We start from the raw sequence: 25,223 nt of genomic DNA, 5'->3' as shown, positions 1-25,223 counted from the left end.
GGTTTGCCGCTCGCGATCTTCGTGATAACCCGGAGTCAGCCAAGGCAGCGATATGCCATGGCGCCGGCCTAGGCTGCTGCGCCGGGGTGACTGGCTAGAATGACCCGGTTCCGTCCGCTGGCCTTGGCCCGGTACAGCGCCGCATCGGCTCGGCTGAGCAGATGATCGAAGCGTTCGTCGCCGCTTTCACGAACTGCCATGCCGATCGATACCGTGAGTTGCAGTTCTCGCTCGCCAAGCCGGCAGGGATGGGCTTCGACACTGGCCCGGAGGCGTTCGCCGGCGAGCAGGGCGTGCTCGGCGCTGATGCCGTCAAGCAGGATCACGAATTCCTCGCCCCCCTGTCGGGTCGGTAGTTCGTTGCTACGGCAGTGACGGCGGAGCAGGCTGGCGACGTGCTTGAGCGCTTCATCCCCGGTTTCATGACCGTAAGTGTCGTTCACCGCCTTGAAATGGTCGATATCGATGATTGCGACTGCATAGCCGCGTCCGGCTGCGCACGCCTCGGTGAAGGCACGGCGGCCTTGCTCGGCCAGGGTTCGGCGGTTGGGGAGTGCGGTCAGATAGTCGGTCGATGCGGCCTTTTCCAGGCGTTGCTTGAGTCGCTCCGAGCACATCAGCAGAAAGGCGGTGGTACAGATGCAGGGAAGCAGGACAATGATCAGCGGTGTCAGCAGACTCCCTGGCTGCGGCGGTGGAAACAAGGCCTGGCGGTCGGGAAGTTCGAGCAGCAGCAGCCGGATCAGCCGGATCAGGATCAGCAGCGTAGCCAGGGCAAAGGTTCCCCGAATGACCTGGCTACTCTGCGTCTGTTCGTTCCTGTGGGTCGGGATCATCCCGACCGAGCCGGCAAGGATGGCAAGCAGCGCCAGCGTGATGGCGATCTGCCGCCATTGGTATGAAGGGACGGCAAACAGGAAAATGCTCACCCCGAGAATGCCAAGAATGGCGGGCAGGCCGATAGGCCAGCCCGGGGAGCGATGGAAGAACTGGCCCAGCGAGTACCAGTAGCAACTGGCACCAATCAGGAGCCAGGCATCGGCCAGCAGCAGGCCGAACCGCGGGGGGAAATGTTCCAGTGTGGCAAAAATCAGGCAGGCACCGGCAAACAGGAAGGTTCCGTGGCGCCAGGTCCGGGCGCTGCCCTGCAGTTGCGGCAGGATTTCACGGTGGACCAGCCAGAGGATTCCTCCATTGGCGAGCATCAGCAGGCTGCCGGTGAGAAAGATGGCTTGGTGTTCGATCAAACTTCGGTTTCCTCTTCAAGACCGGCGAGCCAGCGGGTGATTTCCGTCGCCGGCCGGGCTGGGCAGCGGGCATGTTGACCACACCAGAGCGGGGTGAAATCATCTTTCCCGGCAGCTTCTGCGGCAGCACGCAGCGGCGCCAGTGCGGCGGAAGCATGCGGAAAAGCGGGAGCCGCAGGCTGTAGCGGCCCGTGCTCGCGCATCAGGCGATTGATGATGCCCCGTGCCGGGCGCCCCGAGAACAGGTTGGTCAGGGCCGTGTGCCGGGCTACCGGGCTCTGTAGCGCGGCGCGGTGCAGGGCCGAGGTGCCGGCTTCGTCACTGCACAGATAGACTGTCCCGGCCTGGATGGCGCAGGCACCAAGGGCCATGGCGGCTCGCACTTCGGCCGGGCCGACGATGCCGCCGGCGGCAATCACTGGAATGCGCACCGCGTCTACGATTTGCGGCAACAAGGCAAAGCTTCCCAGCTGGTCATCGAGCCGTTCGCTGAGGAACATGCCGCGATGGCCCCCGGCCTCCAGCCCTTGGGCAATAATCGCATCGACGCCGCGCTGCTCAAGCCAGCGTGCTTCTTCGACCGTGGTTGCGGATGACCAGACCTGGGCGCCGCAGTCCTTGACCCGGCGCAGCAGGTCGCCAGCCGGCAGGCCGAAATGGAAACTGACCACGGCCGGACGATATCTTTCGACCAGCACTGCGTGCGGGTCTGAAAACGGCTGACGCTGGCCAGATGGGCTGCCGCTCGGGGGGGCGCACCCGTACTCTGCGTAATACGAGGAAAGCAATTGCTGCCAGGCGGTTTCGCGCTCCGGGGTTGGGGGATTGGGTGCATGCGCGAAGAAATTGAGGTTGTAGCGGCGTCCGAGGTGGCGGTCGAGTGTTTGCAGTTCGTGCTCCAGGGCTGCCAGTTCAAGCATCGCGGCCGGCAATGAGCCGAGGCCGCCGGCCAGCCCGACGGCAATCGCCAAGCCGCTGTCCTGAACGCCGGCCATTGGAGCCTGGACAATCGGTAAGGCGCAACCAATCTGCTGCAATGGGGTCATGCTTTGCTCCTTGACGCAGGGGGGACGGGAAACAGCTTTTGCCATAGCCAGCCGGGCTGCTCGCGGCCGCTCAGGACATACTCCAGTTCGTTGGCATTTTTCAGGCAGAGCTCGATCTGGTGCCATTCGCTGCTGCGGGTGGCCAGCAGCAGTTGATCTCCCGGCTGCAGTGGCAGTTCGGGGGGCGGCAGGAAGAGCGGCTTGCCATCGCGAACCAGCAGCAGGATCAGGGTGGATAACCGGCGCGAGCGGTCGGTCGCGTCGATCAGCAATTCGGCAGAGCGGATTTCCCGTCCGTGCAGCAGGGCCTGCCACACCGCCGGGCTGTCGCCGGCATTGAGGCAAAGCTCGCGCAGCAACGGGGTACGCCCGTGGTTGAGGGTTTCCATTTGCTCGACCAGAGAACTGCATGAGGTGCTTTGCTGTTGTCGCAAGACACTCAGGAAATGGGCGAGCAAAGGGGTCATCAGCAGGGCAATCGCCTCCTGTGCAACGATGCGCGTCGCGACCATGGTGAAGTCCGCGTTGTAGGCGGCAAACAGCGGGGCGTTGGCGTGATGGTTCTGGCGGGCAACGACGAATAGCTCGGGCTTGAGTTCGCTGGCAGTCATGGCGATCGACAAATTGTTGATGTCGTCGTCGCTGCCGGCAATGATTCCCTGCGCATCCATGATGCCTGCAGCACGCAGGGTGTCGGCCTCGGTGCCGTAGCCGGCAATGCCGTCGGCGCCATTGGTTGCGGCCGGGTCGATGATGGTCAGCGTGATTCCTGCGGGGCGCAGATGTTCGGCTAGCGCATGACCAAAGCGGCCGTAGCCACAGAGAATCCAGTGGCCGGCAGGCGGGTGGTGGGCTTCCGGCAAGGGGGCATCGGGCAGTCCGGTCAGAATCTCCAGCAGGCGGTAGCGTTCCGGTGCAGCCACTGCCATTGCCAGATATTCGGCAAAACGGTCGTAGGGATTGACTATATGGTCGGTACCGAACGAGGCCAGGTTGGCCATCACCAGCGGCGAGCGGGCACGGGCAATCACCGGAATCCCGGGGTTGAGCAGGCGTACGGCAATCGCGGTAGCGAGGTTGGCATCCTCGTCGTTGCTGATTGCCAGTACGCCGCGGCACTTGGGATGGCGCAGGCCGGCGAGGAGCAGGGTGTCCGGAGCGCGGGCATCGCCAGCCAGGGCCGGAATGTCGGTCTTGAAATCCTGCAGGTCGAGTTCCTCGACCCGCATTTCGTCTTTTTCCAGCACGACGAACGCCTGGTTGCGCCGGTCAAAGGCGTGTGCGACCAGATTCCCGGTTTCGCCGCAGCCGCAGATCAGGTAGAAGGGCTCGTGCAGTCGGGCGACGCGGCGGGCAAAGCGGTTCTGGGTCAGGGTGTTCTGGAAGCCCTTGTCCTGCAGCAGGGCGATCAAGGTCACTACCGAGTATGACCAGCCGATCACGGTCAGGTAGATGCAGATGGTGACCCACAGCCGTTGGGCTTCGGAAAAGGCATTCGGGATTTCGCCAAAGCCGATGGTGGTTGCGGTGTAGCTGATGAAATAGAAAGCGTGAAAGAACGACAGCGGCGGGCTCGGCTGACCTGCGGCATCGACGCCGGGAACCAGTGTCAGCCCGCAGACCGAGATCGCGTAGATTACGATCAGCACGATGATCGGCGCCCGCATCCGGCGCAGGATCAGGAAGAAGCTGTTGTTGATCATGCCGGCGGCGCCTAGCGGCGCAGCATCACGGTTTCGGCAATCAGCAGCACCACCGAAACCACGTTGGCGAACAGCGCGCCGCCGGATAGCGAGACGACGCTGGAAGTGATGTGGGCGGTCATGCCGGTGCCGGTAATGTGCTCGGCAACCGCCCAGGTGATCGCCGCCGCGATCAACTGCAGGTCGGCAACCAGGCTGGTCGACAGGTGAATCGCGCCGATCTGCGTCCGGTCCCCGAACTTGAGGGCGGTGGCGATCAGGCTGACGACCAGCGCTGCGGCGAGTTCGTAGACGTTGTGCAATTCCGGCCGGCTGATGTCACCGATGAAAAAACCGAAGTTGAGGGTTGCTGCCAAAAGAATAAAAAAGCCAAAAATAACTTTTTCGAGATTCATTTTTGCTGCCTGCGCAGATTGGGGATAGGACTGCCCATTCTTGCACGCTTTGAGTTGCCCGGCAGCAGTTTTCCCGCTGACGCCAAGCCTGGTTCAGCGTGTAGCCAGAGATGCCGAATAGAACACTGCCAGCCACACCGTTACGGTTTCCGGCGGCGTCCAATCGACCCGGTGCCGTCGGTGCGGTGCGATGTCAACAAAGTCGCCGGCGCGCAAGTGGCGAGGTTCGGTTTCGTCGGCAAAGCGCAATTTCGCCTCGCCGCAGAGCACTGCCACCCATTCGCCCTCGGCCTGGTCGTACCAGAAATCCGGCGGGCTGCACTGGCCGGTCGAAACGATGCGCTCGATGCGCAGACCGGGACGCTGCAGCAGATCGGCAAATTGTTCGGGGTTTTTGCCGTTTTCCACGGTCGACCGTGGCAATTGCGCAAAAAGGTTGTCGATCATTTGCGGGGAATATTTTCGCTGAGCGCACGTTCGATGAAATTCCGCTTCACCGTCGGCCGTGGCACGCGCAGATCGAACCAGGCGCGGACATCTTCGTCGAGGCCGATGCCGTGCATGTAGTTGTAAAGCGCCTTGTTCAGCCCCTGGCCCAGCGTCGCGTGGTCGGTGCCGGTGGGGTCGTAGAAGGCCACGTCGTTCTTGGCGAAGCCGGCGAAGGGTTTGGGCTGCAGGCGGATGCCGTAGTCGGCCGGGGCCTTGCCGACCGGCGAATGCACGGTGCAGGAAAAACGGTGGAAATAACCTGACTGAATACAGCCGGCGGCAAACAGCTGGCGGACGTATTCGAGGGCATCGACGGTGTCCTGCAGCGTCTGGGTCGGGAAACCGTACATCAGGTAGGCATGGACCAAGATGCCGGCGTCGGTGAAGGCGCGGGTGACGCGTGCCACCTGGTCGACCGAGACGCCTTTCTGCATCAGCTTGAGCAGCCGGTCGGAGGCGACTTCGAGTCCGCCGGAAACGGCGATGCAGCCGCTGTCGGCGAGTTGCAGGCAGACCTCGGGGGTGAAGGATTTTTCGAAACGGATATTGCCCCACCACGAAATCGCCAGGTTGCGGCGGGCGATTTCCTCGGCCATCGCCTTGAGCGCCTTGGGCGGCGCCGCTTCGTCGACGAAGTGGAAGCCGCTTTGCCCGGTTTCGGCGATCACCGTTTCGATCCGGTCGACCAGTTGGCCGGCGGCAATGCCGTCGTAGCGGCCGATGTAGTCAAGGTTGACGTCGCAGAAGCTGCATTTTTTCCAGTAGCAGCCGTGCGCTACCGTGAGCTTGTTCCAGCGTCCGTCCGACCACAGCCGGTGCATCGGGTTGAGCATGTCGAGCAGCGACAGGTAGCGCTCGAGCGGCAGGCCGTCCCAGGTTGGTGTGCCGACTTCGGCAAAGGCCACGTCGGCGGCTTCGTCGGGGCGGCCGTGGTTGAAGTAGCGGACCTGGCCGTCGACGCGGGCATAGGTGCGGACCAGATTGAGGCGCGGGCGCAGCGGTTTGCCGTCGACCTGCTGCCAGTGTTCGATCAGCGCCAGCAGCGGGCGCTCGCCGTCGTCGAGAGTGACGTAGTCGAAATAATCGAAGACACGCGGCTCGGTCAGTTCGCGCAGTTCGGTATTGACCCAGCCGCCGCCGAGAATGGTGACGATTTGCGGGTATTTGGCCTTGATCGCCTGGGCGATGCGGAAGGCGGCATAGACCGAGCCGGGGAAGGGCGTCGAGAGCAGCACCAGATCGGGGTTTTCACGGTCGACGGCGGCCAGGGCCAGTTTTTCCAGCGTGCTATCGACCAGGGTGTGTGGCGCCGCCAGCGCCTGCGCCAGCGGTTCGAAGCTGGGTTCCGAGAGGGCCAGCGATTCGGCGTAGCGGACGAACTCGAAGCGCGGATCGACCGCTTCGCGCAGCACGTCGGCGAGGTCATTGAGGTAGAGGGTCGCGAAGTGCCGCGCCCGGTCGTGCAAGCCGAGCGCGCCGAAGGCCCAGCCCAGCGGATCTTCGCCGTCTTCGGCAAAGTAGTTGGCAAAGGCCTGGGCAAAGCGCGGCCCCTCAGGCAGGAAGGCGCGGCCGACGATGCGCTGCGCCAGCGACGGATCGCGGCCCTGGAGGAAGGCGATGGCCGGGCCGACGGTGGCGCGGTAGCGGGGAAACTCGTTGACGAAGTGGCGCAGCGTCCGCGATTTTTTGCCTTTATGCGCGTCGACCGTGGATTTGACCGCATCGAGCCCGGCCGGCGAGAACAAGTCGAGCACCAGTTGCAGCGCCAGATCGCACTGGCTGGCGGCAAAGCCCCGGCTGCGCAGGAAGCCGGTCAGGTAGGCGGTTGACGGATAAGGCACGTTCAACTGCGTCATCGGCGGAATCAGGCTGAGCAGGCGGGGGCGGGGGGCTACGGACATGGGTTGCGGCAATCGGTGAACAAGAGCGGATTGTCGCAGTTTCCCGGCAATTGCCGAAATCCTTGCCCCTCAGGCCGCTCGCTCTGAGGGGCGCAACAAAAAAGGCGCCCGCAGGCGCCTTCGAACCGTTCAGGGAATCCTTGCTCAGCGGGCCAGTGCAGCCGCTTCCGGCGCCTGGCCGCGTCCCTGACCACCAGGACCGCGTGCGCCGCCGGTACGAGCCGGGCCTTGCATCTGGTGCGCGTCGAAGGTTTTCTTCTGTTCCGGCGTCAGCTGGTTGTAGAAATCCTTCAGCGCAGTCACGTGCTGGCTCATCGCGTCATGATGTTTCTTCTGCAGTTCAAGCATCTTTTCGGCCCGTTCGGGGGCGCTCAGCTTGCTCAGGTCGGCCCGTTCGGCGCGGCGGTCCTGCATCATCGCCGCCGGGTGGCTTTCCTGGAACTTGCTCCAGGCCTTTTCCTGGTCCGGGTTGAGCTTGAGTGCGTCGTGCAATTGCTGTTGCCGTTGCTGCATGCGCTGCCCGCGCATTTCGGCGCGTTGCCCGCCCATCGGCCCCATGCCCGTGCAATCGGCCGGCTGGGCAATGCTGGCGGTGCTGAAGAAGGCGCTGCCAAGGGCCAGGGCCAGTGCGGAAACGAGAGTGTTGCGCTTGTTCATGATTTTCTCCTGAGGGTTTGGCGATGTTCTGGCAGTGATCTCTGCCGTCACCTTCATTAAAGCGCAAGCATGTAATTCAAGTATGTCTTTTACCGGGCAAGTTGTTGCAGGGTGTTTCCGCTGCCGGATCAAGGCGTTCAAACGGCATCGAAGAGGATCAGGTCAAGGTCGGCGGCCAGGCTGCGCAGCGGGATCAGGGCCTGGTAGGCTGCTGACTGATACCAGCACCGTGCCGCTTCTCGACTCGGGAAGCGGATGGTGACGGTATCCCGGTGCGGATGTTGCCCGGCGAGAATTTCGGGATGGTGGCCGCGAAACACCAGTTCTCCCTGCCAGGGGGCAAGGGTCGCGGGGACCTGGCGACGGTATTCAGCCCAGCGCTCGCAGTCCTTGACGGTCAAATGGCCCACGACATAGGCCGGGCCGTCTGTAGCGGCGGCTGCCGGCTCATTCGCTGATTTCGGCACGGTCGCGGCCGGTGTGTTTGGCGCGGTAAAGGGCTCGGTCGGCATGTTGCAGGGCCTCCTCGGGTTGGCGGTCATCAGGCCTGATCCGGCTGATGCCGATGCTGACGGTGATGGTGATCTGGTGGTCATCGGCCAGCAGGGGGGTTTCCCGCAGTCGGCGGCAAAGACGGCGGGCAAACAGCAAGGCATCCTGGCTGTCGGTTTCCGGCAGCAACAGCGCAAACTCCTCGCCACCCAGGCGGCCGCACAGGTCGGTTTCCCTGGATTCCTGAGTCAGCAGCGACGAAAAATGCTGCAAGGCCCGGTCGCCGACGGCGTGGCCGTATTGGTCGTTGATCCGTTTGAAATGATCGAGATCGGCCATCAGTACGCAGCAGCGGGCTTCAGGGTAGCGCTGGATGCGGAGGTACTCTTCGCGCAGGCGTTCGAGAAAGTGGCGGCGATTGGCTACCCCGGTCAGCGGGTCGGTAGTGGCCAGGGCTTTCAACTGGTCTTCCAGCATCTTCTGCTGGCTGATGTCGGTGTGGGTGCCAACCATCCGCCGGGCTTGTCCGTCAGGGCTGCGTTCGAGCACCATGCCGCGGTCCAGGACCCACAGCCAGTGACCATCCTTGTGCAGCATCCGGTATGCGGCGTGGTAAATCGGTGTTTGTCCGCCAATGTGCGCAGCCAGATCCTTGCGCACTCGCGGGATGTCGTCGGGGTGCACGCGGTGCTCCCATTCGTCGAGCAGGTTGGCGATTTCGTCCGGTGCGTATCCGAGCATGGTTTTCCAGCGCTCGGAGAAAATCACCCGCTGGCTGCCAATTTGCCAGTCCCAGACACCATCGCCGGCAGCTTCCAGCGCGTAGCGCCAGCGTTGTTCGTTTTCGCTCAGTTGGCGTTCTGCCTGTTCGCGCAGTTGCAGGGCGCGCAGGCGTAACCAGGCCAGCAGCAGGATCAGCAGGCTGAGCGCGCAGCCTGCGAGCAGGGGGCGCGAGTGCTGGGCGGCAAAGCCGGCCTCGATGCTGTCGAGGGAGTAGCCGAGGATCACTACCAGTTGGTAGCGGGGCATCTTGCGCCAGGCGTAAAGGCGGTCGATCCCATCGATTTCGGCGGTCTTGCTGAATACTCCCGCTTCTGCAGCCTCGGGGTCGCGGAAGGGGGCGGAGTGAATCACTTTGCCGATAGCTTGTTCCGGGGCCGGGTAGCGAGCCAGGATTTCGCCGCCATCGCGTTGCAGCGAGATGACCCCGTCACCGGGCATCTTGATGGCGCGGTAGAAACGGTAGAAGTATTCGGGCGGAACCGACAGGGCGATGACGCCCCGGAATTCACCTTGCCTGTCATAGATCGGGCGGGTGAACTGGATCAGCCAGCGCCCGGAAACCCTGCCCCGCACCGGCTGGCTGATGAACAAGGCATCGTAGCGCCGTTCAGCATGGACCCGGAAATGTTCGCGGTCGCTCAAGTCGAGCGGCCGAGTCGGCGATTCCAGGCTGGAGAACACCAGGGTTCCCCGGGCGTCGATAATCGCGATCTGCAGGATCAGTTCATCCTTCAGATACGATTGCCGCAGGTTGAGTGCTTGCCGGAACAGCGCGGCGTCGCCTTGCCAGTGTTCGCGGAGGTCGACCAGGGTGACATCGATGGTTTTGATCGAGGATTCGATTTCCTTGGCGAAGGCCAGGGTCAGGTTCCCAAGGTTGTCGGTGGCCCGTTCGTGAGCCACCTGCCGGGCCCGCTCAAGATCGAACAGGATGCCGCTCCACAGCGCTGCCAGCAGCAGCACGACCAGTGCCAGCAGCCACTGGATCGGTCGCAGGCGAAAACGGCCGGTGCCGGTCAGGGAGTCCATGGGGGAGTATCAAAGCGAATCGAGTACACATTGTACTCTGTCGCAGGCGGCTCCCTTTTGCTTTATGCCGTGCCACTGCAACGTTTATGCCGATTTTGCCGAAATTTTCAGATGCTTTTCATTCGCACATCGGGTTTGCTGTGAAACGGGTACAGAAGGTGGACAAAAGCATGACTTTGGCGTGAAATGGACTTTTTGCTGCCAATAAGAATGGAGAACACCAATGGTGACCAAGAAAAACAGCCCGACCACTGTGACTACCTCCCCGCGCCCGGCTGCCGCCCGTCGCGTGGTTCAGGGGGATGTTCCGCCGTCCCTGACGGCGGCCGGAATCGAGGGATTCACGGTTGAGGCGGCAGTGGGTGGCGCCCAGGAAACCAAGCTGAGCGCATTGCGCGATGTCTTGCACGGCATGCCGGAGGATGAGTCGATTGCCTTGCTCAAGGGCTTGCTCAAGGAGCGCCGGATGGAGATTGGCGGTCCGGTTCCCAATCCTGATGATGAACTGATCAAGGATTGGCGCGACGGCGGCTACCCGTACAAAAACCTGATGCAGCGCAAGAACTACGAGCGGCAGAAGTATCGCCTGCAGGTTGAGTTGTTAAAGCTCCAGGCCTGGGTCAAGGAAACCGGTCAGAAAGTGGTGATCCTGTTCGAAGGGCGCGATGCGGCCGGCAAGGGTGGGACGATCAAGCGCTTCATGGAGCACCTCAACCCGCGCGGCGCGCGTGTCGTGGCGCTCGAAAAACCAACCGAAACCGAGCGCGGGCAGTGGTATTTCCAGCGCTACGTGCAGCATTTGCCGACCAATGGAGAGATCGTGCTGTTTGATCGCTCCTGGTACAACCGTGCCGGCGTCGAGCGGGTGATGGGTTTCTGTTCGGATCAGGAGTATTCGGAATTTGTCCGCCAGGCGCCGGAATTCGAGCGGATGCTGGCGCGTAATGGCATCCACCTGATCAAGTTCTGGTTTTCGGTCAGCCAGGAGGAGCAGCGTCGGCGTTTTGGCGAGCGCAAACTGCATCCGCTCAAGCAGTGGAAGTTGTCGCCGATCGATATGGCTTCACTCGATAAATGGGACGATTACACCAAGGCCAAGGAAGCGATGTTCTTCCATACCGATACGGCAGATGCACCGTGGACGGTGATCAAGTCGGACTGCAAGAAACGGGCGCGGCTCAATGCCATGCGTTATATCCTGCACAAGATGCCGTACACCAACAAGGATCACGAACGCATCGGGAAACTCGATCCCTTGATCGTTGGTCGTGCCAACGTGGTGTATGAACGTGGAGAGCATGCGACGGCATTGTGATCGGAAGCAGAGGCCGGTTTGATGCGGCCTCGCTTCTTGGCATATGGCAAAAGGCTGATTTTCACGGTCGACCGTGGAAATCGGCCTTTTTATTTCAACGGCAGATCAGGTGTTGTTCAAGCAGAAGGCGCAGTTGCTCAGGTGAACTGACGAGATGGTCGGCTCGCCAATCGGCTGGAGGGCCGCTATCGCCGAGATAGCCGTAGGTTGCGGCGATGGTTCGGCAGCCGGCTGCTCGCCCGGCTTCGATATCGCGCCGGTCGTCGCCGATGTAGATGCTGTTGCCGGGTTCGCAGGCCAGTAACTCGCAGGCATGCAGGATGGGGAGTGGCGAGGGCTTGGCGGCCGCCGTGGTGTCGCCGCTGACAACGCAGTTAGTGCGTGGGCTGAGGCCTAATTGACGGACTAGCGGGTCGGTGTAGCGCATCCGCTTGTTGGTCACGATTCCCCAGGCGAGCCCGGCGCCTTCAATGGCATCCAGAAGGCGATCAATGCCGTCAAACAAGCGACTTTCAACGCAGAGTTGCGCTGCATAAAACTCAAGGAAGCGGTTGGCCAGGCGTTCGTAAGCGGATGCAGCGGGGGTGAGCCCGAAACTGGCAAAGAGCAGTCCCCGTACTCCTTGCGAGGTATATGGGCGCAGTTCGTCAAGCGGCTTGGGCGGGCGCCCCTCTTCCTGGAGCAGGCGATTGGCAGCATTGGCCAGATCGGGGGCGGTATCCGCCAGAGTTCCGTCAAGGTCGAAGAGGATCGCTTGCAGTTGGCGCATGCCGTCTCGGCTCGGGATCAGGTGCTGCGCCGGCTGCGCATCAGGTAATTGACGGCGGTATCACGACCGAGGCTGTAGCGGCGTGATAGCGGGTTGTAGCTCATGCCGATGATTTCGGCTGGCTCAAGTCCGGCAAATTTCGCCCAGCGTGCCAGTTCGGCGGGGCGGATGAATTTGGCGTAATCGTGGGTGCCTTTGGGGAGCAGTTTGAGCAGGTATTCGGCGCTGATGACCGCCAACAAATAGGCTTTGGGGTTGCGGTTGAGGGTTGAAAAGAAAACCTGGCCGCCGGGCTTGACCAGGCGTGCGCAAGCTGCGACCACGCTGGCCGGATCAGGGACGTGTTCGAGCATTTCCATGCAGGTTACCGCATCAAAGCTGCCGGGCATTTCGTCGGCCAGCTGTTCGGCCGAGGTTAGTCGATAGTCGACTTGTTGTCCGCTTTCCAGCAGATGCAGGCGGGCGACGCCGAGCGGTTTTTCCGACAGGTCAATGCCGGTGACCTGGGCGCCGCGCGCGGCCATGCCCTCGGAAAGCAGACCGCCGCCGCAGCCAACGTCGAGGACGCGTTTTCCGGCAAGGCCGACGTGCTCGTCAATCCAGTCAAGTCGCAGCGGATTGATGTCATGCAGGGGCTTGAATTCGCTATTCGGGTCCCACCAGCGATGGGCGAGTTCGCCAAATTTATCGAGTTCTGCGCGGTCGGCGTTGAGCATGATGTTCTGGGGGGTACGAAAAATGAAGGTCGCAATTGTACGGCCAGAGCCGTCATCCGGGGAGGGGGATGGAGAAAAAGCGGGCAAAGAAAAAGCCCCGCTGGGCGGGGCTTTGCGCAGACTGAAGTTGCGGCGGATTACTTGGTGCCGATGACTTCGATGTCGACGCGACGATCCGGCTGCAGGCAGTCGATCAGGGCCTTGGTCTTCTTGGTGCTCTTGCCGCACTTGTCGCCGGTCACGGGCTGCTTCTTGCCCTTGCCTTCGGTGTAAACGCGGTTGGCTTCGATACCCTTGGAAACCAGATATTCCTTGACGGCGGCAGCGCGCTTCTCGGACAGCTTCTGGTTGTAGGCATCGCCACCGATGCGGTCGGTGTGGCCGACGGCCAGGATCACTTCCAGCTTGATGGCCTTGGCCTTGGAGACCAGCTCGTCGAGCTTGGCCTTGCCTTCCGGACGCAGGACAGCCTTGTTGAAGTCGAACAGCGCATCAGCGGCAACGGTGATCTTCTCGTTGCTCGGCTTGGCGCCGGCGCCTGCACCGGCAGCTGCCGGCTTCATGGCGTCCTTCGGAGCACAGGCTTCCTTCGGCAGCAGGTCCTTGTCGCACTCGCAGCCTGCAGCGTCCTTGGCGGCGGCAGCCGGGGTCCAGTAGCCGGTACGCCAGCACAGGCCGAAACCGGACTTGGCGACCACGTCACGCTGATCGATGACGTAAACGCGTTCCTGAGCCTGAGCGACGGTGGCGCCGAAACCGATGCCAGCCAGCAGAGCGACAACCAGAGACTTCTTGGCGATGTTGTTGATCATTGTTTTCCCTCGTTGAAGAAAGTTTGGAATTGCTTGACCTGTCAGTCTGCGATGCTGGATGCATGGAGCGCATGCTACCGACAGACTTCCAGCCTATTTTGCCACAGGGTCAGCGCGGCTTCCAAGTTGTTTGGGCTATTTGTCCGCAGCGTTTTGTTCTCTACGCAACATTTTCCGGCGATCCAGACGTCGCTGACGGCCTCCCGGCCTGCAACGTGAATCAAGTGGGCGATCGGGTCAAAGCAGGGCTGATATTCGCTGGGTGATAAATCGATTGCGCATAGGTCGGCATCCTTGCCGGGGGTGATTGATCCGATCCGTTCGCTCAAGCCCAGTGCCTGGGCCGCATTGAGGGTGGCCATGCGCAACGCGCAGCTTGCCGGTACGGCGCTGGCATCGCCGCTACTGCCCTTGGCAAGTAGCGAGGCAAGGCGCATTTCGCTGAACAGGTCGAGGCGGTTGTTGCTCGCTGCCCCATCGGTGCCCAGTCCGACATTGACTCCAGCGTCAAGCAGGGCTTTGAGCGGAGCAATGCCGCTGGCTAGTTTGAGATTGGAACTGGGGCAGTGGGCAACATGGCTGCCGCTTGCAGCGAGCAGGGCGATTTCTTCAGGGGTGAGATGAACTGCATGTACGGCATTCAATCCGGGGCCGGTCAGCCCGAGTTGGTGCAGCCGGGCGAGGGGGCGCTGGCCATAGATACTCAGGCTGTCGGCAATTTCCTGGTGGGTTTCGTGGAGGTGGCAGTGGATCGGCAGGTTGAGCTGTTCGGCCAGGGTGACGATACGGGCAAAGCTGTTGTCGCTGACAGTGTAGGGGGCGTGCGGGGCCAGGCTGAAATTGATCAGGGGTTGGTCCAGCCAGCGTTCCCGTACGGTCAATCCCTTGTGCAGGTAATCGTCGGCATCGCTGGCGTAAGGGGTTGGGAATTCCAGTGTGGTGATCCCGATCGTGGCGCGCATGCCGAATTCGCTCGCGGCTCGGGCGCTGGCATCGGGGTAGAAATACATGTCGTTGAAGCAGGTGATGCCGCCGCGCAGCATTTCGGCGCACGCCAGCCGGGTGCCGTCGAAGACGAACTGGGCCGACATGTGGGCTGCTTCTGCCGGCCAGATGTGTTTTTGCAGCCATTCCATCAGCGGCAGGTCGTCGGCGATGCCGCGCAGCAGGCTCATCGCGGCATGGGTGTGGAGGTTGATCAGGCCGGGAATGAGCAGGTGTTGGCCGAGAATCCGGTGCTCCGTTGCCTGAAAGCGCCGGCGAGCCTCGCTGGCGGGGAGGAGGGCGACGATGCGGCCTTGGTCGACGGCGACAGCGTGGTGCTCGAGCAGGGTGTCGGTATCCACCGGAGCAATCCAGCGGGCTTCGATCAGCAGGTCGATGGGAGTGGTGTTGTCTGTCATGGCGGTGCCTTAAAAATGGAGCCGGGGCCGTGTGTGCTGCCTGGTGCATGATAAACTAGCAAATTACGCCTGCTGTAACCAAGGACGCCGTGGCTCTGTCGCGGTGGATATGTGGAACTAGGACCCATGACGGATTCCGTGAGCAATCAATTCGCGAAAGAAACCCTGCCGATCAGTCTTGAAGACGAGATGCGGCGATCCTATCTCGATTACGCGATGAGCGTGATCGTCGGCCGTGCGCTGCCGGATGCGCGCGACGGCCTGAAGCCGGTCCATCGGCGCGTGCTGTATGCGATGCACGAGACCAACAACGTCTGGAATCGGCCCTTTGTCAAATGTGCCCGCGTGGTCGGCGAGGTCATGGGTAAGTACCATCCGCATGGCGACTCGGCGATCTACGACACCCTGGTACGAATGGCGCAGGATTTTTCGCTGCGCTACACGCTGGTCGACGGCCAGGGTAACTTCGGTTCGATCGACGGCGACAATGCGGCCGCAATGCGTTATACCGAGTGCCGCCTGGAGCGGATTTCCTCGGATCTGACGGCCGATATCGACAAGGAAACGGTCGATTTCGAACCGAACTACGACGGCAAGGAGCTGGAGCCTTCGGTATTGCCGACGCGGATTCCCAATCTGCTGATCAATGGCTCGGCCGGCATCGCGGTTGGTATGGCGACCAACATCCCGCCGCACAACCTGCGTGAAGTCGTGCGTGGCTGTCTGGCTCTGCTCGAAAACCCGGCAATTTCGATTGATGACCTGATCGAACTGATCCCGGCGCCGGACTTCCCGACCGCCGGCCTGATCTATGGCGTGATGGGCGTGCGCGAAGGCTACAAAACTGGCCGTGGCCGGGTCGTGATGCGTGCTCGCACCCATTTTGAGGATATTGGCAAGGGGGATCGCCAAGCTTTGATCGTCGACGAGATTCCCTATCAGGTGAACAAGAAGTCGCTGATCGAGAAGATTGCCGAGCTGGTTAACGAAAAGAAGATCGAAGGCATTTCCGATATCCGCGACGAGTCCGACAAGTCGGGCATGCGTATTGTCATCGAGCTGAAGCGCGGCGAAGTCGGCGAGGTGATCCTCAACAACCTGTACAAGCAGACCCAGCTGCAGGACACCTTCGGCATGAACATGGTCGCGCTGGTCGACGGCCAGCCGCGTTTGCTGAACCTGAAACAGGCGCTCGAATGCTTCCTGTCGCACCGCCGCGAAGTCGTCACCCGGCGTACCGTGTTCGAACTGCGCAAGGCGCGCGAGCGTGGTCACATTCTCGAGGGTCTGGCCGTTGCGCTGTCCAACGTCGATGAAATCATCGCCCTGATCAAGGCCGCGCCGACGCCGCCGGATGCCAAGCGCAGCCTGATGGCGCGCAACTGGCGCAGCCCGGTGGTTGAGGAAATGCTGCTTCGGGCCTCTTCCGATGCTTCGCGGCCGGAAGGTCTGCTGCCCGAGTTCGGCTTGTCGGAACAGGGGTATCGCTTGTCCGACGCCCAGGCCCAGGCGATCCTGGAACTGCGCCTGCAGCGCCTGACCGGCCTGGAGCAGGACAAGATCGTTGGCGAATACAAGGAAATCATGGACAAGATCGTCGACCTGCTCGACATCCTGGCCAAGCCCGAGCGGATCACCGCGATCATCGTTGAGGAGCTCAACCAGATCAGCGAGCAGTACGGCGACGAGCGCAAGTCCGAAATCGTGCTGCATACGCAGGAACTCGGAATTGAGGATTTCATCACCCCGCAGGACATGGTGGTGACCCTGTCGCATGGCGGCTACATCAAGGCCCAGCCGCTCGCCGACTATCGTGCCCAGCGCCGTGGCGGTCGTGGCAAGCAGGCAGCGGCGATCAAGGACGAGGATTTCGTCGATCATCTGTTCGTTGCCAATACCCACGATTACATCCTGTGTTTCTCGAATCGCGGCCGTTGCTACTGGCTCAAGGTCTTCGAGGCGCCGCAGGGTAGCCGCAACAGCCGGGGCAAACCGATCGTCAATCTCTTCCCGCTGGAGGAGGGCGAGAAAATCAATGCCGTGCTGCCGGTCAAGGAATTTGTCGACGACAAGTATGTGTTCATGGCCACCATCCAGGGCACAGTCAAGAAAACCCCGCTGTCCGACTTCTCCAACCCGCGCAAAGCCGGCATCATCGCTGTCGCGCTGGATGAGGGCGATTACCTGGTCGGCGTCGAGCTGACCACCGGCCAGAGCGACATCGTGCTCGTCTCGGATGCCGGCAAGGCGGTCTGGTTCGACGAAGGCGACGTTCGCCCGATGGGCCGTGGCGCGCGCGGTGTGCGTGGCATGAAGCTGCAGGACGGGCAGAGCGTGATTTCGCTGCTGGTCGCAGAGAGCGATCAGCAATCGGTGCTGGTGGCGACCGAAAACGGCTTTGGCAAGCGCACCGTGCTCGCCGATTTCCGGCATTCCGGGCGCGGTACCCAGGGCGTCAAGGCGATTGCCGAAAGCGAGCGCAACGGTACCGTGGTCGGTGCCAAACTGGTCAGCGACGAAGACGAAATCATGCTGATCACCACCGGCGGCGTGTTGATCCGTACCCGGGTTGCCGAAATTCGCGGCATGGGCCGCGCGGCGCAGGGCGTGACCCTGATTGCGCTCGACGACGGCGAGAAGCTGGCCGGGCTGGAGAAAGTGGTCGAATCGGTCAGTGAGGCCGAGGGTGGCGAGGCAGCGACCGAAACTACGGTCGACGGCGAAAATGAGCAAAATCCGGCGCCCGCAGCCGACGCCGCAAGCAGCGAGGAAGGAGAAGCCTGATGAGCCGTATCTGGAATTTCAGCGCTGGCCCGGCCGCCTTGCCGGAAGAAGTGCTGGCGCAAGCCCGCGACGAATTGCTCGACTGGCACGGTGCCGGTTGCAGCGTGATGGAAATGAGCCATCGCGGCAAGGAATTCACCAGCATCATCGAGCAGGCCGAAGCCGACCTGCGCGAACTGATGGGCATTCCCGAACAGTATGCGGTGCTCTTCCTGCAAGGCGGGGCGACGCAGCAGTTCGCGCAGATTCCGCTCAACCTGCTGGCCGGGCGCTCGGCCGATTACGTGGTGACCGGCTCGTGGTCGAAAAAGGCGTTCAAGGAAGCGCAGCGGGTCGGCAACGTGCGTTGTGCGGCGACCACCGAAGCGAGCGGCTTCACCCGCCTGCCGACGGCCGAGGAAATCAAGCTCGATCCGTTTGCCGCCTACCTGCATGTCTGCACCAACGAAACCATCCACGGCGTCGAAATTCCGGCGCAGCGGATTGCCGACACCGGCGTGCCGCTGGTTGCCGACATGTCGTCGCACATCCTTTCCGGACCGGTCAATGTCGAGAAATTCGGCCTGATCTACGCCGGCGCGCAGAAGAATATCGGGCCTTCCGGCCTGACCCTGGTGATCATCCACCGCGACCTGCTCGGGATGGCGCCGCTGAATATCCCGACCGTGCTCGATTACGCGGTGATGGCCGAAAACGGCTCGATGCTGAATACGCCGCCGACCTTCGGCATCTACATGGCCGGGCTGGTCTTCCAGTGGCTGAAGCGGCAGGGCGGCCTGGCAGCGATTGACGCGGTCAACGGCGAAAAAGCGCAAATTCTCTACGCAGCGATCGACGGCTCCAATGGTTTCTACACCAACCCGGTCGATCCCGACTGCCGTTCGCGGATGAATGTGCCCTTCGTGCTGCGCGATGCCGCGCTCGATGCCGATTTTCTGGCCGAGGCCAAGGCCGCCGGGCTGCTGGCGCTCAAGGGGCACAAGTCGGTCGGCGGCATGCGCGCGTCGATCTACAACGCCGTGCCGCTGGCGGCGGTGCAGGCGCTGGTCGATTTCATGAATGATTTTGCCCGGCGCAAGGGCTGAGTACGAGGCGAGGGGAGTCATGAGCGAAGGAGCCAACAACAACGCGCCGGCCCGCGATATCCAGACCGCACTGGCCGGGGTAAGGGCCGAGATCGACCATATCGACAGCGAATTGCTGCGCCTGCTTAACCAGCGCGCCCGCTGCGCGCAGAAGGTCGGCGAAATCAAGGCCGAATTCGGTGACGCCGGTTTCATCTACCGGCCGGAGCGCGAGGCACAGGTCTTGCGCCGCTTGCAGGACCTCAACCCGGGACCACTGCCGGGTGAGAACATCACCTTTTTCTTCCGCGAAGTGATGTCGGCCTGCCTCTCGCTTGAGCAACCGCTCGGTATCGCTTTCCTCGGGCCACTCGGCACTTTTTCCGAATCGGCGGCGACCAAGCATTTCGGCCACGCTGCCCGCCTGCTGCCGCAGATTTCGATTGACGACGTTTTCCGCGAAGTCGAGGCCGGGCATGCCCATTACGGCGTGGTGCCGGTCGAAAACTCGACCGAAGGTGCGGTCGGCCGGACGATGGATCTGCTGCTCGGAACCTCGCTGAAGATTTGCGGCGAAGTGGTGTTGCGCATCCACCAGAACCTGTTGACCAATGAAAGCGACCTGAGCAAGATCACCCGCGTTTATTCGCACGCCCAGTCGCTGGCCCAGTGCCACGAATGGCTGAACCGGATGCTGCCCGATGCGCAGCGGATTTCGGTCGGCAGCAATGCCCAGGCTGCACAAAAGGCAGCTGAGGAGCCGGGTACGGCGGCGATTGCCGGCGAAGCGGCGGCGGCCCGCTACAGCCTGCCCAAGCGGGTCGAAAACATCGAGGACGAGCCGAACAACACCACCCGTTTCCTGGTCCTTGGCCGGCATGAATCCGGCCCGTCCGGGCGTGACCGGACCTCGCTGATCATGTCAGCCCCGAATCGTACCGGCGCCCTGCATGAATTGCTGCTGCCGTTTTCGCTGGCCGGGGTTTCGATGACCCGCCTGGAGTCGCGGCCGGCGCGCAATGCCTTGTGGGAATACGTGTTTTATGTGGACGTCGAAGGGCATCATCAGGAACCTGCTATCCAGCAGGCGCTGACAGGGCTGAGCCAGCATGCGGCCTACCTCAAGGTCCTCGGCTCGTATCCGCAAGCCGTCTACTGAGTCTTTTTCGTTTTCCGAACTGATTGAACTGAACCGTTTGAGATAATTTCCATGAGCCTTGCCGAACAAGCCCTTGCCTACGTCCGCGCGATTTCCCCGTATCAGCCGGGCAAGCCGATCACCGAACTGGCCCGCGAAATGGGGATTCCGGTCGAGCGTATCGTCAAGCTGGCCTCCAACGAAAACCCGCTGGGCATGAGTCCGAAGGCCAAGGCGGCGGTGCAGGCGGCGATTGACGGGATCGAGCGTTATCCCGACCAGTTCGAACTGATCGCCAAGGTCGCGGCGCGTGCCGGTGTCGGCCAGAACCAGGTGGTGCTCGGCAACGGTTCCAACGACGTGCTCGATCTGATCGCCCGCGTTTTCCTGGCGCCCGGTCGCTCGGCAGTGTTCGCCCAGCACGCTTTTGCGGTTTATCCGCTGGCAACGCTGTCCACCGGCGCTGAATTGATCGCCACCCCGGCCAAGAACTACGGCCACGACCTGGCCGCGATGCGCGCTGCGATCCGTCCGGATACGCGCATTGTCTGGATCGCCAACCCGAACAACCCGACCGGCAACTTCCTGCCCTATCCGGAAATCCGCGCCTTCCTCGAAAGCGTGCCCAAGGACGTGGTGGTGGTGCTCGACGAGGCGTACAACGAATATCTGGAACCGGCCGACCGCGTCGATACCGCCGCCTGGATCAAGGAATTCCCGAATCTGGTGGTGTGCCGCACCTTCTCGAAGATTTTCGGCCTCGCCGGTCTGCGCGTCGGTTATGCCCTGGCTGCAGCGGAAGTCGCCGACCTGATGAATCGCGTCCGCCAGCCGTTCAACGTCAATAACCTGGCCCTTGCCGCCGCCGTTGCCGCACTCGACGATGACGAGTTCCTGGCACGTAGCTACGAGATCAACCGCGCCGGCATGGCTCAGTTGATTGCCGGTCTGCAGCGTCTGGGACTGGAGTTCATTCAACCGTTCGGCAATTTCATCACCTTCCGTTGCGCCAACGCCGCCGAGACCAACCAGAAGCTGCTGCGTCAGGGCGTCATCGTGCGTCCGATTGCCGGTTACGGCCTGCCCGACTGGCTGCGCGTAACGATCGGCAGCGAAGCCGAAAATGCGCGCTTCCTGGAGGCGCTGGAAACTTCTCTCTGATGGAAGGTGCGGCCATGGCGAGTCAGCCCGAGTTTGGCAAGATCGTTGTCTTCGGTACCGGCCTGATCGGCGGCTCCTTCGCTCTGGCCTTGAAGGAAGCCGACGCGGTCGAGGAAGTGGTCGGCTTCGGCCGCACCCCGGCGACGCTGAAGGCGGCGCAGGAACTGCTGGTGATCGACCGCGCCGGGATTAATCCGGCGCACGAGATCGGCGACGCCGACATCGTGCTGGTGGCGACGCCGGTGGCGCAGATGCCGGAAATTTTCGCCCGTATCGCGCCTTACCTTGGCCCGGACACGATTGTCACCGACGGCGGTTCGACCAAAGGGGATGTGGTGGCTGCCGCGCGCGCCGCATTTGGCGACAGGATCGGCCAGTTCGTCCCGGCGCACCCGATTGCCGGCGCCGAGAACAGCGGCCCGGCAGCTGCGCACGGCAATCTCTATCGCGGCAAGAAGGTGGTGGTCACCCCCTTGCCCGAAAACAGCGACGAAGTGCTCGACCGGGTCAAGCGGGCCTGGGCCTTGTGCGGCGCCGATATCTACGAACTGTCGCCGGAGATGCACGACCGGGTTTTCGCGGCGGTCAGCCATTTGCCGCACCTGCTGTCGTTCGCCTTGGTGCATGACCTGGCGGTGCGCGACGATGCCGATCTGTTCTTCACCTTTGCCGCATCGGGTTTCCGCGATTTCACGCGGATTGCCGCCAGTCATCCAGAAATGTGGCGGGATATTTCGCTGGCTAATCGTGAGGCTCTGCTCGGTGAGCTTGACAGCTATCGGCGCCAGCTCGACGACTTGCGCGACGCGCTGGCGGCAGCCGACGGCAGTCGCCTTGAAGAGGTCTTCGGGATTGCCCGTCGCGCTCGCCGCGAGTGGGACGGTTCGGCCCGACGCGAGGGTGGGGCGGGCTGATGTCGTCGCTGCTGCGCATCCTGCTCTGCGGCCTGGCCTTTAGTCTGCCGGCGGGGCCGGTCGTTGCGGCAACCCCGGGCGGGCAGGCACCGGCAGTGTTGCTGGCAGCCGAATTCCGGCCGGGCATCGATCCGGCGGCCTATCTGGTCAGCGAGAAACTCGACGGTATCCGGGCTTATTGGGATGGGCGACAATTGCTCAGTCGCAGCGGTCGCGTCATCGACGCACCGGATTGGTTCGTCGCCGCCTTGCCGGCCACGCCGCTCGACGGCGAGCTGTGGCTGGGGCGCGGGCGTTTCGAGCCATTGACGGCGACTGTCCAGCGCGGGCGGGAGGCGCCCGAATGGCAGTCGGTCCGTTACATGCTTTTCGAGTTGCCGGCGGCGGGCGGTAACTTTGCCGAGCGCAGCGCCGCCTTGCAAGCACTGGCGCAGCAGATCGACCGGCCGTGGGTGGCGGCAATTCCGCAGTTTTCCACGGTCGACCGTGTCGATCTCGAGAAACGTCTGGCCGAGGTGCTGGCTGGCGGTGGTGAGGGCTTGATGCTGCATCGCACCGATGCGCCGTATCAGACCGGGCGCAGCGATGCCTTGCTCAAGTTGAAACCCTGGCAGGATGGCGAGGCCGAGGTGATTGCGCATCTGCCGGGCAAGGGTAAATACGCCGGGCAACTCGGCGCGCTGCGGGTGCGTACCGCCGACGGCCGCGAGTTCAGCTTGGGGAGCGGACTCTCCGACGCTCAGCGGCGCGAACCGCCGCCGCTCGGTAGCATCGTCAGCTATCGCTTTCGCGAACTAACCGCGAAGGGCTTGCCGCGCTTTGCCAGTTTCTGGCGTTTGCGCAGCGATTGAGGGGGCAGGGAATGATTCTGGTGACGGGCGGTGCCGGCTTTATCGGCAGTAATTTTGTCCTCGACTGGCTGGCGCAGAGCGACGAGCCGGTGCTCAATCTCGACGCGCTGACTTACGCTGGCAATCGCGAGAATCTGGCTGCGCTGGACGGCGATTCCCGCCACCGTTTCGTGCACGGCAATATCTGTGACGGCGAACTGCTGGCCCGCCTGCTGGCCGAACATCGGCCGCAGGCCGTGGTGCATTTTGCCGCCGAATCGCATGTCGACCGTAGCATTCACGGTCCCGAGGACTTTATCCAGACCAATATCGTCGGCAGCTTCCGCCTGCTCGAAGCGGTCCGTGCCTACCACGGTCAACTGCCGGAAAACGAGAAAAACGCCTTCCGTTTCCTGCACGTGTCGACCGACGAGGTGTACGGCTCGCTCGCTCCAGCCGAGGTGCCGTTCGCCGAAACGCATCGCTACCAGCCGAACAGCCCGTATTCGGCGAGCAAGGCTGCGTCCGACCACCTGGTCCGCGCCTACCACCATACTTACGGCCTGCCGGTACTGACCACCAATTGCTCGAACAACTACGGGCCTTACCATTTCCCGGAAAAGCTGATTCCGCTGGTGATCCACAATGCGCTCGCCGGCAAGCCGCTGCCGATCTACGGCGACGGTCAGCAGGTCCGCGACTGGCTCTACGTCGGCGATCATTGCGCGGCGATCCGCCGGGTCCTGGCTGCCGGTACGCCGGGCGAGACCTACAACATCGGCGGCTGGAACGAAAAAGCCAACCTCGACGTGGTCCGCGAGCTGTGCGCGCTGCTCGACGAATTGCAGCCGCGCGCCGATGCCGTTTCCTACACCAGTCAGATCGTCTTCGTCGCCGACCGCCCCGGTCACGACCGGCGCTATGCCATCGACGCGAGCAAAATCGAGCGCGAACTTGGCTGGCGTCCGGCCGAAACCTTCGCCAGCGGGCTGCGCAAAACGGTGCGCTGGTATCTCGACCACCCGGATTGGGTTGCCCGCGTCACCAGCGGCGCTTACCGTGAGTGGGTCGGCCAACAGTATGGTCAAGCAGCGGGAGATCGTTCGCGATGAGTTCAGGCATGCAGACACGCAAAGGCATCATTCTCGCCGGCGGCTCGGGTACCCGGCTGTATCCGGCGACCTTGTCGGTGTCCAAGCAATTGCTGCCGATCTACGACAAGCCGATGATCTATTACCCGCTGACCACGCTGATGCTGGCTGGTATCCGCGAGGTGCTGGTGATCTCGACGCCGCAGGATACGCCGCGTTTCGCCCAGTTGCTCGGCGACGGCAGCCAGTGGGGAATGCAGATTTCCTACGCGGTGCAGCCCAGTCCGGACGGCTTGGCCCAGGCTTTCGTCATCGGTGCCGACTTTGTCGGCCAGAGCCCATCGGCGCTGATTCTCGGCGACAACATTTTCCACGGCCACGATCTGACCGACCTGCTGGCCGGCGCCAACCAGCGCAGCACCGGGGCGACGGTCTTTGCCTATGCGGTGACCGACCCCGAGCGTTACGGCGTGGTCGAGTTCGACGCGGCGCGGCGCGCAGTGTCGATTGAAGAAAAGCCGGCCGAACCGAAGTCGCGTTACGCCGTCACCGGGCTCTATTTCTACGATGCCGATGTGGTCGACATCGCCCGCCAGATCCGGCCCAGCGCCCGGGGTGAACTCGAAATCACCGATGTCAATCGCGCTTACCTGGAGCGCGGCGACCTTCAGGTCGAGATCATGGGGCGCGGTTACGCCTGGCTCGATACCGGCACCCACGATTCCTTGCTCGAAGCCGGGCAATTCATCGCCACCATCGAAAAGCGCCAGGGCCTGAAGGTGGCCTGTCCCGAGGAACTTGCCTGGCGCCAAGGCTGGATCGACGACGCGGCGCTGGAAAAACTCGCCCAGGGCTATGCCAAGACCGGCTACGGCCGCTATCTGCTCGGCTTGCTGCAAGGGCAGGTGTATTGATGAAAGTCACTCCGCTGGCCATTCCCGAGGTGCTGCTGCTCGAACCGAAAGTGTTCGGCGATGCGCGTGGTTTCTTTTTCGAGAGTTACAACGCCCGGACTTTTGCCGCCGCCACCGGCCTCTCCCCTGACTTCGTCCAGGACAACCACTCCAGAAGCCGGCGCGGTGTGCTGCGTGGCTTGCATTACCAGTTGCCGCCGCAGGCTCAGGGTAAGCTGGTGCGGGTGGTGCAGGGCGAAGTCTTCGATGTCGCGGTCGATATTCGCCGCGCTTCGCCGACCTTCGGCCGCTGGGTCGGCGCCGTGCTTAGTAGCGAAAACCAGCAGCAATTGTGGATTCCGCCCGGTTTCGCGCATGGGTTTCTGACCCTCAGCGAGACTGCCGAATTCCTCTACAAAACCACTGATTTCTACACCCCGGCGGCCGAGCGCTGCATCCTGTGGAGCGATCCGCAGATCGGCATCGACTGGCCGCAAACTGGCGCCAGTCCAAGCCTGTCGGAAAAGGATTTGCAGGGCGTGACGCTGGCCTGCGCCGACGTATTTACCGCTTGATGTTACCGATGGACCT

23 protein-coding genes are annotated in these 25,223 nt (G+C 62.6%); 10 read left to right on the top strand and 13 right to left on the bottom strand.

The genetic code is table 11. The features are described from left to right. Positions 1–68: 68 nt before the first annotated feature. The 9 genes from VX159_RS08835 to VX159_RS08795 form a co-directional block, all read right to left on the bottom strand. A complete protein-coding gene (locus tag VX159_RS08835; RefSeq protein ID WP_371322524.1) occupies positions 69–1,247 on the bottom strand; it encodes a GGDEF domain-containing protein in 1,179 nt (392 codons plus the stop codon). After that, positions 1,244–2,293 carry an NAD(P)H-dependent flavin oxidoreductase gene (locus VX159_RS08830; protein ID WP_371322523.1) on the bottom strand — a complete coding sequence of 350 codons (1,050 nt, stop codon included), beginning with the start codon at positions 2,291–2,293 and terminating at the stop codon, positions 1,244–1,246. The genes VX159_RS08835 and VX159_RS08830 overlap by 4 nt, the downstream gene beginning before the upstream one ends. After that, complete coding sequence (locus VX159_RS08825; protein ID WP_371322522.1) at positions 2,290–3,996, bottom strand: TrkA family potassium uptake protein; 1,707 nt, start codon at positions 3,994–3,996, stop codon at positions 2,290–2,292. The genes VX159_RS08830 and VX159_RS08825 overlap by 4 nt, the downstream gene beginning before the upstream one ends. A gap of 11 nt (positions 3,997–4,007) precedes the next feature. Further along, entirely contained in the window at positions 4,008–4,391 is a 384-nt protein-coding gene (locus VX159_RS08820; RefSeq protein ID WP_371322521.1) for a DUF6394 family protein, read from the bottom strand. A gap of 93 nt (positions 4,392–4,484) precedes the next feature. Next, a complete protein-coding gene (locus VX159_RS08815; protein ID WP_371322520.1) occupies positions 4,485–4,838 on the bottom strand; it encodes a cupin in 354 nt (117 codons plus the stop codon). Next, positions 4,835–6,781, bottom strand: coding sequence for a radical SAM protein (locus tag VX159_RS08810; RefSeq protein ID WP_371322519.1), 1,947 nt, complete (start codon positions 6,779–6,781; stop codon positions 4,835–4,837). Before VX159_RS08810 ends, VX159_RS08815 begins: the two co-directional genes overlap by 4 nt. Before the next feature lie 144 nt (positions 6,782–6,925). Beyond that, a complete protein-coding gene (locus tag VX159_RS08805; RefSeq protein WP_371322518.1) occupies positions 6,926–7,438 on the bottom strand; it encodes a Spy/CpxP family protein refolding chaperone in 513 nt (170 codons plus the stop codon). Between the two features lie 137 nt (positions 7,439–7,575). Then, positions 7,576–7,848, bottom strand: a complete 273-nt coding sequence (locus tag VX159_RS08800; protein ID WP_371322517.1) for a DUF1330 domain-containing protein — start codon at positions 7,846–7,848, stop codon at positions 7,576–7,578. A gap of 37 nt (positions 7,849–7,885) precedes the next feature. Further along, positions 7,886–9,742, bottom strand: a complete 1,857-nt coding sequence (locus tag VX159_RS08795; RefSeq protein WP_371322516.1) for a diguanylate cyclase — start codon at positions 9,740–9,742, stop codon at positions 7,886–7,888. A gap of 223 nt (positions 9,743–9,965) precedes the next feature. On the opposite strand from VX159_RS08795, the gene ppk2 reads away from it, so the two are divergent. Further along, positions 9,966–11,057, top strand: coding sequence for a polyphosphate kinase 2 (ppk2, locus tag VX159_RS08790; RefSeq protein WP_371322515.1), 1,092 nt, complete (start codon positions 9,966–9,968; stop codon positions 11,055–11,057). Between the two features lie 94 nt (positions 11,058–11,151). On the opposite strand, the gene gph is transcribed toward ppk2, so the two are convergent. From gph to VX159_RS08770, 4 genes are all read right to left on the bottom strand, one after another. Next, positions 11,152–11,826, bottom strand: a complete 675-nt coding sequence (gene gph / locus VX159_RS08785) for a phosphoglycolate phosphatase (RefSeq protein ID WP_371322514.1) — start codon at positions 11,824–11,826, stop codon at positions 11,152–11,154. A 17-nt stretch (positions 11,827–11,843) separates the two neighbouring features. After that, positions 11,844–12,542, bottom strand: coding sequence for a bifunctional 2-polyprenyl-6-hydroxyphenol methylase/3-demethylubiquinol 3-O-methyltransferase UbiG (gene ubiG / locus VX159_RS08780; RefSeq protein WP_371322513.1), 699 nt, complete (start codon positions 12,540–12,542; stop codon positions 11,844–11,846). A gap of 137 nt (positions 12,543–12,679) precedes the next feature. After that, the gene (locus VX159_RS08775; protein WP_371322512.1) at positions 12,680–13,354 is read right to left on the bottom strand and encodes an OmpA family protein; all 675 of its coding nucleotides are present in this window, start codon (positions 13,352–13,354) and stop codon (positions 12,680–12,682) included. 74 nt (positions 13,355–13,428) lie between these two features. After that, positions 13,429–14,757: a TRZ/ATZ family hydrolase gene (locus tag VX159_RS08770; RefSeq protein WP_371322511.1), complete on the bottom strand. Its 1,329-nt coding sequence runs from the start codon at positions 14,755–14,757 to the stop codon at positions 13,429–13,431. A gap of 126 nt (positions 14,758–14,883) precedes the next feature. On the opposite strand from VX159_RS08770, the gene gyrA reads away from it, so the two are divergent. Genes gyrA through rfbC form a run of 9 tightly spaced genes read left to right on the top strand, consistent with a single transcriptional unit; the run spans position 14,884 to position 25,207 of the window. Next, entirely contained in the window at positions 14,884–17,541 is a 2,658-nt protein-coding gene (gyrA, locus tag VX159_RS08765) for a DNA gyrase subunit A (protein ID WP_371322510.1), read from the top strand. After that, positions 17,541–18,626: a 3-phosphoserine/phosphohydroxythreonine transaminase gene (serC, locus tag VX159_RS08760; protein ID WP_371322509.1), complete on the top strand. Its 1,086-nt coding sequence runs from the start codon at positions 17,541–17,543 to the stop codon at positions 18,624–18,626. The genes gyrA and serC overlap by 1 nt, the downstream gene beginning before the upstream one ends. Before the next feature lie 19 nt (positions 18,627–18,645). Beyond that, entirely contained in the window at positions 18,646–19,764 is a 1,119-nt protein-coding gene (gene pheA, locus VX159_RS08755) for a prephenate dehydratase (protein ID WP_371322508.1), read from the top strand. Positions 19,765–19,815: 51 nt separating this feature from the next. Continuing rightward, entirely contained in the window at positions 19,816–20,904 is a 1,089-nt protein-coding gene (hisC, locus tag VX159_RS08750) for a histidinol-phosphate transaminase (protein WP_371322507.1), read from the top strand. A 14-nt stretch (positions 20,905–20,918) separates the two neighbouring features. After that, positions 20,919–21,818, top strand: a complete 900-nt coding sequence (locus VX159_RS08745; protein WP_371322506.1) for a prephenate dehydrogenase — start codon at positions 20,919–20,921, stop codon at positions 21,816–21,818. Beyond that, entirely contained in the window at positions 21,818–22,669 is an 852-nt protein-coding gene (locus VX159_RS08740; protein ID WP_371322505.1) for a DNA ligase, read from the top strand. The genes VX159_RS08745 and VX159_RS08740 overlap by 1 nt, the downstream gene beginning before the upstream one ends. A gap of 11 nt (positions 22,670–22,680) precedes the next feature. Further along, positions 22,681–23,760 carry a dTDP-glucose 4,6-dehydratase gene (rfbB, locus tag VX159_RS08735; RefSeq protein ID WP_371322504.1) on the top strand — a complete coding sequence of 360 codons (1,080 nt, stop codon included), beginning with the start codon at positions 22,681–22,683 and terminating at the stop codon, positions 23,758–23,760. 8 nt (positions 23,761–23,768) lie between these two features. Then, the gene (rfbA, locus tag VX159_RS08730; RefSeq protein ID WP_371322503.1) at positions 23,769–24,653 is read left to right on the top strand and encodes a glucose-1-phosphate thymidylyltransferase RfbA; all 885 of its coding nucleotides are present in this window, start codon (positions 23,769–23,771) and stop codon (positions 24,651–24,653) included. Further along, the gene (gene rfbC, locus VX159_RS08725; RefSeq protein ID WP_371322502.1) at positions 24,653–25,207 is read left to right on the top strand and encodes a dTDP-4-dehydrorhamnose 3,5-epimerase; all 555 of its coding nucleotides are present in this window, start codon (positions 24,653–24,655) and stop codon (positions 25,205–25,207) included. The genes rfbA and rfbC overlap by 1 nt, the downstream gene beginning before the upstream one ends. The last annotated feature ends 16 nt before the right edge of the window (positions 25,208–25,223 follow it).

The sequence above is a fragment of the Dechloromonas sp. ZY10 genome, assembly GCF_041378895.1.
GTDB lineage: Bacteria > Pseudomonadota > Gammaproteobacteria > Burkholderiales > Rhodocyclaceae > Azonexus > Azonexus aquae.
Note: the sequence above shows the minus strand (reverse complement) of the source record. Positions and strands in the feature narration are given on the sequence as shown.

Bases quoted from the DNA above. Each gene is read 5' to 3' on its own strand.
- VX159_RS08830 (WP_371322523.1), bottom strand. From the start codon at position 2,293: ATGACCCCATTGCAGCAGATTGGTTGCGCCTTACCGATTGTCCAGGCT.
- VX159_RS08825 (WP_371322522.1), bottom strand. From the start codon at position 3,996: ATGATCAACAACAGCTTCTTCCTGATCCTGCGCCGGATGCGGGCGCCG.
- VX159_RS08820 (WP_371322521.1), bottom strand. From the start codon at position 4,391: ATGAATCTCGAAAAAGTTATTTTTGGCTTTTTTATTCTTTTGGCAGCA.
- VX159_RS08815 (WP_371322520.1), bottom strand. From the start codon at position 4,838: ATGATCGACAACCTTTTTGCGCAATTGCCACGGTCGACCGTGGAAAAC.
- VX159_RS08810 (WP_371322519.1), bottom strand. From the start codon at position 6,781: ATGTCCGTAGCCCCCCGCCCCCGCCTGCTCAGCCTGATTCCGCCGATG.
- VX159_RS08805 (WP_371322518.1), bottom strand. From the start codon at position 7,438: ATGAACAAGCGCAACACTCTCGTTTCCGCACTGGCCCTGGCCCTTGGC.
- VX159_RS08795 (WP_371322516.1), bottom strand. From the start codon at position 9,742: ATGGACTCCCTGACCGGCACCGGCCGTTTTCGCCTGCGACCGATCCAG.
- ppk2 (WP_371322515.1), top strand. From the start codon at position 9,966: ATGGTGACCAAGAAAAACAGCCCGACCACTGTGACTACCTCCCCGCGC.
- gph (WP_371322514.1), bottom strand. From the start codon at position 11,826: ATGCGCCAACTGCAAGCGATCCTCTTCGACCTTGACGGAACTCTGGCG.
- ubiG (WP_371322513.1), bottom strand. From the start codon at position 12,542: ATGCTCAACGCCGACCGCGCAGAACTCGATAAATTTGGCGAACTCGCC.
- VX159_RS08775 (WP_371322512.1), bottom strand. From the start codon at position 13,354: ATGATCAACAACATCGCCAAGAAGTCTCTGGTTGTCGCTCTGCTGGCT.
- VX159_RS08770 (WP_371322511.1), bottom strand. From the start codon at position 14,757: ATGACAGACAACACCACTCCCATCGACCTGCTGATCGAAGCCCGCTGG.
- gyrA (WP_371322510.1), top strand. From the start codon at position 14,884: ATGACGGATTCCGTGAGCAATCAATTCGCGAAAGAAACCCTGCCGATC.
- serC (WP_371322509.1), top strand. From the start codon at position 17,541: ATGAGCCGTATCTGGAATTTCAGCGCTGGCCCGGCCGCCTTGCCGGAA.
- pheA (WP_371322508.1), top strand. From the start codon at position 18,646: ATGAGCGAAGGAGCCAACAACAACGCGCCGGCCCGCGATATCCAGACC.
- hisC (WP_371322507.1), top strand. From the start codon at position 19,816: ATGAGCCTTGCCGAACAAGCCCTTGCCTACGTCCGCGCGATTTCCCCG.
- VX159_RS08745 (WP_371322506.1), top strand. From the start codon at position 20,919: ATGGCGAGTCAGCCCGAGTTTGGCAAGATCGTTGTCTTCGGTACCGGC.
- VX159_RS08740 (WP_371322505.1), top strand. From the start codon at position 21,818: ATGTCGTCGCTGCTGCGCATCCTGCTCTGCGGCCTGGCCTTTAGTCTG.
- rfbB (WP_371322504.1), top strand. From the start codon at position 22,681: ATGATTCTGGTGACGGGCGGTGCCGGCTTTATCGGCAGTAATTTTGTC.
- rfbA (WP_371322503.1), top strand. From the start codon at position 23,769: ATGCAGACACGCAAAGGCATCATTCTCGCCGGCGGCTCGGGTACCCGG.
- rfbC (WP_371322502.1), top strand. From the start codon at position 24,653: ATGAAAGTCACTCCGCTGGCCATTCCCGAGGTGCTGCTGCTCGAACCG.